The sequence below is a fragment of the Streptomyces sp. NPDC029044 genome (assembly GCF_040637495.1).
GTDB lineage: Bacteria > Actinomycetota > Actinomycetes > Streptomycetales > Streptomycetaceae > Streptomyces.
Genome location: NZ_JBEZWN010000001.1, coordinates 244,872 through 256,506, shown reverse-complemented (window position 1 = coordinate 256,506; position 11,635 = coordinate 244,872). Strand labels below are relative to the sequence as shown.

At 72.6% G+C, this 11,635-nt stretch carries 10 protein-coding genes; 8 read left to right on the top strand and 2 right to left on the bottom strand.

What is annotated here, in order from left to right; translation table 11 throughout:
• Window positions 1-97: 97 nt before the first annotated feature.
• The 6 genes from AB0E85_RS01210 (at window position 98) to AB0E85_RS01185 (ending at window position 7,560) form a co-directional block, all read left to right on the top strand.
• On the top strand, window positions 98-1,345 hold the full coding sequence (locus AB0E85_RS01210; protein WP_361921189.1) for an amidohydrolase family protein: 1,248 nt from the start codon (window positions 98-100) through the stop codon (window positions 1,343-1,345).
• Between the two features lie 14 nt (window positions 1,346-1,359).
• A complete protein-coding gene (locus tag AB0E85_RS01205; protein WP_361921444.1) occupies window positions 1,360-2,262 on the top strand; it encodes a TIGR03619 family F420-dependent LLM class oxidoreductase in 903 nt (300 codons plus the stop codon).
• Window positions 2,263-2,271: 9 nt separating this feature from the next.
• Window positions 2,272-3,042, top strand: coding sequence for a glucose 1-dehydrogenase (locus tag AB0E85_RS01200; protein WP_361921187.1), 771 nt, complete (start codon window positions 2,272-2,274; stop codon window positions 3,040-3,042).
• Between the two features lie 125 nt (window positions 3,043-3,167).
• A complete protein-coding gene (locus AB0E85_RS01195) occupies window positions 3,168-4,286 on the top strand; it encodes an LLM class flavin-dependent oxidoreductase (protein ID WP_361921185.1) in 1,119 nt (372 codons plus the stop codon).
• A gap of 95 nt (window positions 4,287-4,381) precedes the next feature.
• A complete protein-coding gene (locus AB0E85_RS01190; RefSeq protein WP_361921183.1) occupies window positions 4,382-6,112 on the top strand; it encodes a D-aminoacylase in 1,731 nt (576 codons plus the stop codon).
• Window positions 6,109-7,560 (top strand): aldehyde dehydrogenase family protein, encoded by a 1,452-nt coding sequence (locus AB0E85_RS01185; RefSeq protein ID WP_361921181.1) that lies wholly within the window; start codon window positions 6,109-6,111, stop codon window positions 7,558-7,560. The genes AB0E85_RS01190 and AB0E85_RS01185 overlap by 4 nt, the downstream gene beginning before the upstream one ends.
• A gap of 120 nt (window positions 7,561-7,680) precedes the next feature.
• On the opposite strand, the gene AB0E85_RS01180 is transcribed toward AB0E85_RS01185, so the two are convergent.
• Window positions 7,681-8,073, bottom strand: coding sequence for a nitroreductase/quinone reductase family protein (locus tag AB0E85_RS01180; RefSeq protein WP_361921179.1), 393 nt, complete (start codon window positions 8,071-8,073; stop codon window positions 7,681-7,683).
• Window positions 8,074-8,172: 99 nt separating this feature from the next.
• Between AB0E85_RS01180 and AB0E85_RS01175 the strand changes: the two genes are divergently transcribed.
• Entirely contained in the window at window positions 8,173-8,997 is an 825-nt protein-coding gene (locus tag AB0E85_RS01175) for an endonuclease/exonuclease/phosphatase family protein (protein WP_361921177.1), read from the top strand.
• Here the strand turns inward: AB0E85_RS01175 and AB0E85_RS01170 are convergent.
• The gene (locus AB0E85_RS01170) at window positions 8,994-10,502 is read right to left on the bottom strand and encodes a CehA/McbA family metallohydrolase (RefSeq protein WP_361921175.1); all 1,509 of its coding nucleotides are present in this window, start codon (window positions 10,500-10,502) and stop codon (window positions 8,994-8,996) included. The genes AB0E85_RS01175 and AB0E85_RS01170 overlap by 4 nt on opposite strands.
• Before the next feature lie 175 nt (window positions 10,503-10,677).
• On the opposite strand from AB0E85_RS01170, the gene AB0E85_RS01165 reads away from it, so the two are divergent.
• Window positions 10,678-11,526 carry an LLM class F420-dependent oxidoreductase gene (locus AB0E85_RS01165; RefSeq protein ID WP_361921173.1) on the top strand — a complete coding sequence of 283 codons (849 nt, stop codon included), beginning with the start codon at window positions 10,678-10,680 and terminating at the stop codon, window positions 11,524-11,526.
• Window positions 11,527-11,635: the final 109 nt, after the last annotated feature.

Sequence of the window (11,635 nt, the reverse complement as noted above, 5' to 3'; positions counted from 1 at the left end):
ACGCGCGGTCAGGTCGACTGGATCACGCCATCACGTCCGGAAACAGCCCTCACCCGTGTAGCTGACGGGCCGTCAGATCAGCGCTACCGTGAGCGCCATGGACACCCACGACAGCACGTTTCCGCTGATCATCTCCGTGGACGACCACACCGTGGAGCCCGCGGGCGTCTGGCAGGACCGGCTCCCGGAGAAGTACCGGGGTGCCGGACCACGCATCGTCCGGGCTCCTGTGAAGGAGATGACGTTCCTCGGGGGCCGTTTCAAGCCGGTCATGGGGCAGCCCGGTGACGAGGGGCCCGTCGGCGACTGGTGGGTCTACGAGGATCTGCGGCGGCCCCTGACCCGGCTCGACACCGCCGTCGGGTACGACAGGGACGAGATCCGGCTGGAGGTCATCACCTACGAGCAGATGCGCCCCGGGTCCTACGACGTCACCGAGCGGCTCGCCGACATGGACGTCAACCACGTCCAGTCCGCCCTCTGTTTCCCCACGTTCCCGCGCTTCTGCGGCCAGACCTTCACCGAGGCGAAGGACCACGAGCTGGGCCTGCTCTGCGTACGGGCCTACAACGACTGGATGGTGGAGGAGTGGTGCGGCCCGGACGCGCACGGGCGGCTCATCCCCCTGCCCATCGTCCCGCTGTGGGACGCCGGGCTGGCGGCGGCCGAGGTCCGGCGCAACGCCGCCCGCGGGGTCCGTGCCGTCGCCTTCTCCGAGATACCGCCGTTCCTCGGACTGCCCTCCATCCACACCGACGGCTGGGACCCGTTCCTCCAGGCCTGCGACGAGACCGGCACCGTCATCGCCATGCACATCGGCTCCAGCAGCCGCATGCCGTCCACCTCCGCCGACGCCCCGCCCGCCGTCGGCTCCACCATCACCTACGCCAACTGCTGCTTCTCCATGGTCGACTGGCTGATGAGCGGCAAGTTCGAGCAGTTCCCGAACCTCAAGGTCATGTACGCCGAGGGCCAGATCGGCTGGATCCCCTACATCCTGGAGCGGGCCGACGTGGTGTGGGAGGAGAACCGCGGCTGGGGCGGGGTCGCCGACAAGGTGCACCGGCCGCCGTCCGAACTCTTCGCCGAGCACGTCTACGGCTGCTTCTTCGACGACGCCTTCGGCCTGCGCAACCTCGACTCCATCGGCGTCGGCAACGTCCTCTACGAGACCGACTACCCGCACTCCGACTCCACCTGGCCCAAGTCCCGCGAGGTCGGCGAGGCGCAGATGGGGCATCTGGCGGCAGACGTGGTCGAGCGGATCGTGCGCGGCAACGCCATCGAGCTGCTCGGGCTGACGGAGGAAGGCCTGTGGCCGGGCGGCGGCGGTGGTGCGCGGTGAGCCTGCGCTACGGGATGCAGCTCCCCGTCCAGTCCCAGAGCACCCTCTACGCCGAGGCGTGGGAGGCGGAGGCCGGCCCGGACGACCTGCTGGAGATCGCCCGCGCCGCCGACCGGGCCGGATTCGACTACCTGGCCGGTTGTGATCACGTCGGCATCCCCCGCCGGCTGGCCGCCGCGATGAGCACCGTCTGGTACGACCCCGTCGCCACCCTCGCCTTCCTCGCCGCCGCCACCGAACGCGTCCGGCTGCTCAGCCACGTCGCGATCGTCGGGCTGCGGCACCCCCTGCTCACCGCCAAGCAGTACGCCACCCTCGACCACCTTTCGAGCGGTCGCCTGATCCTCGGGGTCGGCGCCGGGCACGTCCAGGAGGAGTTCGAGGCCCTGGGCGTCGACTTCCGCGGGCGCGGAGCCGTGCTGGACGAGTGCCTCGACGCCCTGCGCGCCGCCCTGGGGCCCGACGAGTTCCCCGAGCACCACGGCAAGCTGTACGACTTCGAGGGGCTCGGGCAGCGGCCCCGGCCGGCGCAGGACCGGATCCCCGTCTGGGTGGGGGGCAGCTCCCCCGCCGCCGTACGCCGGGCCGCGCTCAAGGGCGACGGGTGGCTGCCGCAGGGCGATCCGAGGGACCGGCTGCCCGGGCAGATCGCCCGGATCAGGGAACTGCGCGAGAAGGCCGGTGCGCGGGGCCCGTTCACCGTGGGTGCCATAGCCGAGCCGCTGTACGTCGGCACGCCCCGGTGGGAGGTGGGGCGCCGTACCCTCACCGGCGGGCCGCAGGAGCTCGCCGAGTCGCTGCGGGCGTACCGGGCGATGGGAGTGCACCGGATCCAGGTGCGGTTCCGCAGCCGGAGCCGCAGCGAACTCACCGACCAGATCGCGGCGTTCGGCGCCGAGGTCGCCCCCGAGCTGTGAGGAGACCCCATGGGCAAGCTCGACGGACGGGTCGTCATCGTCACCGGCGCCGCACGCGGCCAGGGCGAGCAGGAGGCCCGGCTGTTCGCGGCCGAGGGGGCCCGGGTGGTCCTCACGGACGTGCTCGACGACCAGGGCGAGGCCCTCGCGAAGGAGATCGGCGCGCGCTACGTCCATCTGGACGTGGGGCGGGAGGACGACTGGCAGGCCGCCGTCACGGCCACCAAGGACGCGTACGGCCACGTCGACGGGCTCGTCAACAACGCCGGCATCCTGCGCTTCAACTCTCTCCTCGACACACCCCTCGACGAGTTCATGCAGGTCGTGCAGGTCAACCAGGTGGGCTGCTTCCTCGGCATGAAGACGGTCGCCCCGGAGATGGCCGACGGGGGCACGATCGTCAACACCGCCTCCTACACGGGCCTGACCGGAATGGCCGCGGTGGGCGCCTACGCGGCGACCAAGCACGCCGTGGTCGGCCTGACCCGGGTCGCCGCCCTGGAACTGGCCGGGCGCGGGATACGCGTCAACGCCGTCTGCCCGGGGGCCGTCGACACGGCGATGTCCAACCCGGCCCGGCTCGACCCGGACGCCGACCCGGAGGAGACGGCACGGGGCCTCGACCGGCTGTACCGCAGGCTCGTGCCGCTGGGCAGGGCCGGGCGGCCCGAGGAGGTGGCCCGGCTCGCGCTGTTCCTGACCTCGGAGGACTCGTCGTACATCACGGGGCAGCCGTTCGTGATCGACGGCGGGTGGCTGGCGGGGGTCAGCGTCGTCTGACGGCAACAGCTGACGGAGCATCAGCTGGCGGAGCATCAGCTATTGACGGCCTCGGAGGCCGGTGGAACAGTCGGAGCCATAAATCTGACGGTGCGTCAGAACTGACCGTGGGGCGGTGAACCTCCTTGGAATTCGGCATCTTCGTTCAGGGATACGTCGGCAAACGGGCCGAGACCGACCCGCTCGCCGAGCACAAGGCGCTGATGGAGGAGACCGAGTACGTCATCCAGGCCGACAAGTCCGGCTTCAAGTACGCCTGGGCCTCCGAGCACCACTTCCTGGACGAGTACTCGCACCTGTCCGCCAACGACGTCTTCCTCGGGTACCTGGCGCACGCGACCGAGCGGATCCATCTCGGCTCGGGGATCTTCAACCCGCTCGCCCCGGTCAACCACCCGGTGAAGGTCGCGGAGAAGGTCGCCATGCTCGACCACCTCAGCGGCAACCGCTTCGAGTTCGGCAGCGGGCGCGGCGCCGGATCCCACGAGATCCTCGGGTTCATGCCGGGGGTGACCGACATGAACCACACCAAGGAACTCTGGGAGGAGACCATCGCCGAGTTCCCCAGGATGTGGCTCCAGGACGAGTACCAGGGCTTCCAGGGCAAGCACTGGTCGCTGCCGCCGAGGAAGGTCCTGCCGAAGCCGTACGGCGGCTCGCACCCGGCGATGTGGTACGCGGCCGGGTCACCGCCGTCGTACGCCATGGCCGCGAAGAAGGGGCTCGGCGTGCTCGGCTTCAGCGTCCAGAAGGTCTCCGACATGGAGTGGGTGCTGGAGCAGTACAAGACGGCGATCGTGGACGCGGAGCCGGTCGGCGCGTTCGTCAACGACAACGTGATGGTGACGACCACGGCGATCTGCGCGCCGACCCACGAGGAGGCGGTGCGGATCGCGGCGAGCGGAGGGCTGCACTATCTGCCCTCCCTGGTGTTCCGGTACCACGACACGTTCCCGCGGCCCGAAGGGTTCCCGGTGTGGCCGGAGACGCTGCCGGAGTACACCGAGGAGTTCGTGGAGGCCCTCATCGAGGAGGAGCTGCTGATCTGCGGGGATCCCGACGACGTGCTGCGGCAGTGCAAGCGGTGGGAGCAGGCCGGGGCGGATCAGCTGAGTTTCGGGTTGCCGGTGGGGGTGCCGAAGGAGGAGACGCTCCAGACGATCCGGCTGGTCGGGGAGTACGTGATTCCCAGGATCGATACGGATCCCGTGCATCGGACTTCGCGGTTCCGGAGTGCCGCTTGATCGCCGTCGGCGGGTGCGGGTGCGCTGTGGCCGGTCGCGCAGTTCCCCGCGCCCCCAGGTGGGACATCCCGCTGCCCATCAGGAGGTGAACCCCCATGCTCGATCACGTCATCAAAGGGGCGACCGTCGTCGACGGGTCCGGTGCGCCCGGCTTCACCGCGGACGTCGGCATCAGGGACGGCCGTATCTCCGTGGTAGGGACGGTCTCCGAGGAATCACGGTCGGTCGAGGACGCCACCGGGCTCGTCCTCACCCCCGGCTTCGTCGACCCCCACACCCACTACGACGCCCAGCTCTTCTGGGATCCGTACGCCACGCCCTCGCTCAACCACGGGGTCACCACCGTCGCCGGCGGGAACTGCGGGTTCACGCTGGCGCCGCTGCATCCGGATCGGCCCGAGGACGCCGACTACACGCGGCGGATGATGTCCAGGGTCGAGGGCATGGCGCTGGTGGCGCTGGAGGAGGGGGCGCCCTGGAGCTGGCATTCGTTCGGGGAGTACCTGGACGCCCTGGAAGGGCGGATCGCCGTCAACGCCGGTTTCATGGTGGGGCACTGTGCGCTGCGCCGGTACGTGATGGGGCCGGACGCGGTGGGCGGACAGCCGAGCCAGGGACAGCTCGCCGCGATGGTGCGGCTGCTGCGGGAGGCCATGGACGCCGGGGCCTGGGGGCTGTCCACGACCCAGTCGAGCAGTCACTCCGACGGGGACGGGCAGCCGGTCGCCTCGCGGCATGCCCAGCCGGCCGAGCTGCTGGCGCTGGCCCGGGCCGTGGGGGAGTGCGAGGGCACGCAGATCGAGGCGATCGTCGCGGGCTGTCTGGACCAGTTCAGCGACGCGGAGATCGACCTGTTCGTGGAGATGAGCGCGGTGGCGGGCCGGCCGCTGAACTGGAACGTGCTGACCATCGACGCGGCCGTCCCCGAGCGCGTGCCCCGGCAGCTGCTGGCGAGCGAGCAGGCGCGGAAGGCCGGCGGCAGGGTCGTGGCGCTCACCATGCCGATCCTCACCCCCATGAACATGTCGCTGGGGACGTTCTGCGCGCTGAACCTCATCCCCGGGTGGGGACCGGTGCTCGCACTGCCCGTCCCCGAGCGGATCGAGAAGCTGCGCGACCCGGACGTGCGGGCCGAGCTGCTGCGACGGGCGAACTCCAAGGAGGCGGGCGTCTTCCGGCGGCTCGCGAACTTCGGGCGGTACGTCATCGGCGACACCTACAGCGAGGCGAACGCCGGGCTCACCGGGCGCGTGGTGCGGGACATCGCCGAGGAGCGCGGGCAGGAGCCCTTCGCCTGTCTGGTGGAGATCTGCGCCAACGACGATCTGCGCACGGTGCTGTGGCCGATGCCGACCGACAACGACCCGGCGTCCTGGGCGCTGCGGGCCCGGACCTGGCAGCACGAGGACGTGCTGCTCGGCGGGTCCGACGCGGGCGCCCACCTGGACCGGATGTGCGGGGCGCCCTACACCACCCGGTTCCTCGGGGACTGTCTGCGGGGCCGGAAGCTGGTCGGTCTGGAGCAGGCCGTGAAGATGCTGACCGACGACCCGGCCCGCCTCTTCGGGCTGCGCGAGCGGGGGCAGGTGCGGGAGGGCTGGCACGCCGACCTGGTCCTGCTCGACCCGGAGCGGATCGACGCGGGCCCGGCCACCCTGGTGCACGACCTGCCGGGCGGCAGTCCGCGCCTGGACTCCCGGGCGCTGGGCGTGCGGGCCGTGTGGGTCAACGGAGTCGAGGCGATCCGGGACGACGTGGTGACCGGGGCCGTACCGGGCCGGGTGCTCCGCTCCGGGCGGGACACGGAGACGGTGAGCACGCGGTGACGGCACGGCAGCCGCTGTTCGTCGGCGGCTCCTGGGTGGAGCCGGACGACGGGCACTACGAGGTGATCGACCCGGCGAACGAGGAGACCGTCGGGTGGGCGCCGGAGGCCTCGCGGGAGCAGGTGCTCGCGGCCTGCGCGGCGGCCCGCGAGGCCTTCGGGCCGTGGTCGCGCACCGCACCGGAGGAGCGGGCCGCGGTGCTGGGCCGGGCGGCGGGGATCATCGGCGGCCGGCTGCCGGAGTACGCGGATCTGGCCCGGGCGGAGACCGGAGCGACCCTCGGCACCGCACGCGGCATGCAGGTCGGCGTCGCCGCCGCCCGTTTCCGCCGCTACGCGCGGGTGGAGCCCTCCGAGTGGCCGGTACCGCCCCAGATCAACGAGGCCGGGCCGATGGGGAAGGCCGGTGTGATGGGCGCCCTGGCCGTCCGGCAGCCGGTCGGGGTCGTCACCTGCGTCACCTCGTACAACAATCCCTGGGCCAACCCGGCCGGAAAGGTCGCGCCGGCCCTGGCCATGGGCAACACGGTGGTGGTGAAGCCGGCCCCGCAGGATCCGCTGTCGGTCTACCGGATGGCGCGGGCGCTGGAAGAGGCGGGTGTGCCGCCGGGCGTGGTGAACGTGGTGTCCGGCCGGTCGACCGGGGTCGGTGAGGCGGCCGTGGCGTCACCGGACGTCGACATGGTCAGCTTCACCGGTTCCACGGCGGTCGGGCAGCGCATCGCCGAGGTGTGCGGGCGCGACATGAAACGGCAGTTGATGGAGCTGGGCGGGAAGGGCGCCGCGCTCGTCTTCGACGACGCCGACCTCCGCTCGGCCGTCGCCGGGATCGGCACCACCTTCTCCTTCTACAGCGGCCAGATCTGCACGGCACCGACACGCGTCCTGGCGCAGCGCGGCATCCACGACCGGCTGGTGGAACAACTGGCCGCCTACGCGGGCCGGCTGAAGGTCGGCGACCCGCGCGAGCCGGACACCGTGGTCGGACCGGTGATCTCGGCGGCCCACCGGGACCGGGTGGAGGCGTACGTCGAACTGGGCCGGAAGGAAGGCGCGGTGGTGGTCGCGGGCGGCGAACGCCCGGACCTGCCCCGCGGCTTCTACGTCGCGCCGGCCCTCCTGGCCGGCTGCACCAACGACATGCGCGTGGTCCGCGAGGAGATCTTCGGGCCGGTGGTGGCCGTCGTCCCCTTCGACGACGAGGAGGAGGCCGTCGCGCTCGCCAACGACACCGACTACGGCCTCATCGACTACGTCTGGTCGGGCGACGTGGCCCGGGCCTTCCGGGTGGCCCGGCGGCTGCGGGCCGGCGGGGTGGGCGTGAACACCGTCGGGCGGAACATGGAGGCGCCCTTCGGCGGCTTCAAGAGGAGCGGCGTCGGCCGGGACGTCGGCTCGTACGCGCTGCACGCCTACAGCGAGGTGCAGGCGATCGTCTGGCCCGGGTGAGGCCCCTCAGACGTCCTTTCACCAGGCCCGTCCGGGGCGCGCGGTCAGGCACCGCACCTCGCCGCGTTGCACGGCACCAGACCACGCGCCCTGATCGGACGCTCCTGGTGCGAAGACCCTTCAGCCGTCCAGGTCCACCCGCACCGTCAGCAGGTTCGTCCCCAGGGCCCGCACCCCCAGGCTGTTGATCCGCGGCAGCCCCCGCAGCCGCGCCACCGGATCGTCCTGCGGCATCAGATGGGCGGTGCCCTCGTGCCAGCGCCCGCGGATCCGTACCCGTACCCGCGGATCCGCCATGATGTTGCGCACGTACTGCGACCGTTCGCCGAACTCCGACACCAGCCAGAAGGAGCCGCCGACGCGGCGCCCGCCCACCGGTGTCCGGCGGGGCTGCCCCGAGACGCGGCCCGTCGTCTCCAGAACCGTCTGGAGGGGCAGGCGGCGCAACAACGGGTTGAGGCGGCGCTGGACGGCTGTGGTGGCGCGGAACCTCAGGTCGGTGCGGCGGGACATCGGCAGCGGGTCTCCTTCGCACAAGGCGCTCACGGTTTCTGCAAGGGATCCTGCTTCAATGAGCCCCCACGCGGCAACGAGGAGAGCGGGTGGCTGCGGATGCGGATCGTGAGCTGGAACCTGTGGTGGCGCTTCGGGCCGTGGCAGACGCGGCAGAAGGCCATCCTCACGGCCCTGCGGGAGCTGCGGCCCGACGTCGTCGGACTCCAGGAGGTGTGGGCGGCCGGCGGCGAGAACCTCGCCGAGTGGCTCGCCGGCGAGCTGGGCCTGCACTGCGCCTGGGGCGCCTCGCCCGCCCCCGAGCGCTGGCAGCGGCGGATCGGGGACCCCACCGTCGGCATAGGCAACGCCGTGCTCAGCAGATGGCCGGTTCTCGACCAGGACGTGCTGCCGCTGCCCGCCCCGGCCGACACGGACGACGGCCGCCTCGCCCTCTACGCCCGGCTGGCCGCCCCCCGTCACGAAGTGCCCTTCTTCACCGCCCACTTCACCTCCGCCCCGGCCGCTTCGGCGGTCCGCTGCGACCAGGCCGCCGCGCTCGCCGCCTTCGTGGCCCGGCACCGCGGTGACACCCTCTTCCCGCCGGTCGTCACCGGCGATCTCAACGCCTGGCCCGACTCCGACGAGGTCCGCCTCCTCGGCGGCTACAAGACCGCCCCGGCCGTGCCCGGCCAGGTCCTCCTCGACGCGTGGGAGTACGCCGACCCTGCCGCCCCCGCCGCCACCTGGGACACGGCCAACCCGTACGTGGCGCGCACCCTGGAGCCCAGCGTGCGCATCGACTACATCCACGTGGGCCCGCCCGGCCCCGGCGGACTCGGCCACGTCCGTGCCGTACGGCGGGCCTGCGACGCCCCGGTCGACGGGGTGTGGCCCTCCGACCACGCGGCGGTCGTCGCGGACCTGCGGACCGACACCGCCTAGTCGCGCCCCAGGAAGATGGGGTTGGTGAACGCCGCCAGCGGCCCGGGGAGCGGTCCCGCGGCCGCCTCGTGGCGCAGTTCGGCCCGGACGTACGCCGCGTACGACGGGGTCGTCCGCCACTCGACCACGCCCGAGCCGGCCACCGGCAGCGGGGGACCGGTGTGGACGACGCCCTGGTCGGTGACGAGGCGGGCCGTGCAGCGCGGGGCGCCGGTGACCTCCAGGCGGACGGTGACCGGGGTGTCGCGGCCGACGGTGAGCCGCTCGCCGATGCCCGCGTGCCGGCCGCGTCCGCCGGACGCCCGCAGCGACAGCGCGACCCTCGCGGACTCGGCGACGTAGGAGCGCCCCGCCCGGATGCCCTCCTGGACGGCCTCCCGGGTCAGGTCGTCGGCCAGGACGACCGTCTGGGGGCTGCCCACCGCGTCCGGGGAGCGGTGCGCGTCGCTGCTGCCCATGGCCGGGATCCAGTCCCGCCCGTCCCGTACGGACGCCACCAGCATGCTGTCCCAGTCGGCCAGCGCCACCTCGTCGTCGGGCGTGTAGGGGCCGTTCCACACCTCGACCGCGTCCGCCTCGCCGAAGCCGAACTTCCAGTTGCAGCCGATGCAGGTGGCGTGCGGGTGGGCCGGGACGACCAGGCCGCCGGCGCGGCGGATCTGCCGGGCGAACCGGCCGAAGCGGTTGTCGCGGGCCCGGTAGCGCCAGTCGACGAAGGTGCCCGGGTCGGTGCCGAGCGCGACCACGTGCCCGTTCCTGGTCGTGACCTCCTCGCCCAGCATGACGAGCAGGTCGTCCCCGGCCACGTCGGCCCAGTGCGCGTGCGCGGCGTGCGTGTTGTGCTCGGAGGAGTTGATGAAGTCCAGGCCGGCCGCCCGGGCCAGTTCCCCGATCTCGGCGGGGGTGCGGCGGCCGTCGGAGTGCCAGGAGTGCAGATGGCAGTCGCCCCGGTACCAGGCCCGGCCCCGGCCCTTGGCCCGCTCCGGCGGATACACCGGCTCGGCGGCCTCGCCCGGCTCCCCGTACGTCAGCGTGATCGTGATCTCGTACGACAGGCCCTGCGGGGCGACCGTGTACGGGCCGAGCGCGATGTGCCAGGTGCCCTCGCGCACCGGGCCCGGGAGGTATCCGGGCGTCGCGTCGTCCGCGCGGAGGAAGAACTCCGTGCGCGCCCCGCCCGACCAGCCGCGGAAGCCCCGGCCGCCCAGCTCGGTGCCGCGGTCGTCGAAGACGCCGATGTCGAGGGCGTTGCCCAGGGTGCCGGACGGGACGGACGGCCGGTCGTAGGTGTAGGCGACCTTCAGCTCCCGGACCCCGGCCGGGACCTCGACGGGCACGTACACGAAGTCCGGGGAGCCGGGCGGCAGCGTGCCGCGCACGGTCCTGGTCTCCTGGTCCCCGTCGGCCGCTGATGCGAAGCTCACGCTTCCCAACGTAAGCGCGGCCGCCGCTCCCGTCATGAACAGAGCGCGCCGGCCGAGCCCGCCCTGGCTGTCCTCGCACATGCTGCTGCTCCCCGGGTGTCGTCGGTGACGTGGCGTGGGTGGTGCGGGGGTGGTGCGCGCAACCCTTGTACGGAGTCGTGAACGTGCCCGCAAGGGAGGGGAACCGGACAGCGAACGGCGGATGGTCCGACCGGTCGGTATGGACAGGTGGGCCGCCCTCGGGTAGAGAGAGGTCATGCGCATCGCCGTGACGATCTTCCTCACCGACGAGACGATCACTCCGACCCGGCTGGCCCGGGAGCTGGAGGAGCGCGGATTCGCCGGGTTGTACCTGCCCGAGCACACCCACATCCCCGTGGAGCGGACCACGCCGTACCCGGCGGGCGGTGAGCTGCCGCCCGAGTACGGCCGCACCCTCGACCCGTTCGTGGCCCTCGGCCAGGCTGCCGCCGTCACCGAGCGGCTCGGGCTCGGCACGGGCATCACGCTCGTCGCCCAGCACGACCCGATCGACCTGGCCAAGCAGGTCGCGACCCTCGACCACCTCTCCGGCGGCCGGTTCACGCTCGGGCTCGGCTTCGGCTGGAACGTCGAGGAGGCCGCCGACCACGGCGTGCGGTGGAGCACCCGGCGCGAGCTGGTCCGGGACCGGATGGCGCTGATGCGGGCCCTGTGGTCGGAGGAGCCGCTCGCGTACGACGGGGAGTTCGGCGGCGTCCGGGCCAGTCACGCGTATCCGAAGCCCGTGCAGAAGCCGCGCGGTCCGGTCGTGGGCCCGCGCACACTCGTCGGCGGGGCCGCCGGGCCCAAGCTGTTCGCCCACATCAGCGAGTACGCCGACGGCTGGCTGCCGATCGGCGGCCGGGGCCTCGGCGAGTCGCTGCCGGTCCTGCGCGCCGCCTGGGCCGACGCCGGCCGCGACCCCCAGGCCCTCCAGGTCGTCCCCTACGCCGTTCACCCGACCCCGGGCAAGCTCGCCCACTACGCCGACCTCGGCATCGAGGAGGTCGTGGTGCAGTTGCCTCCGGCGGGGGAGCGGGAGTTGCTGGAGGTGCTGGACAGGTACGGGGCGTTCGTGGGGTAGCCGGGGTCTCGTCTGCCGGGCAGGGTGTGTGGCCGGCCGCAGGTTCGCGGTGGCCGGTCGCGCCGTTCCCCGCGCCCCTGAAGACAGGCCTGCGGCCCCTTCAGGGGCG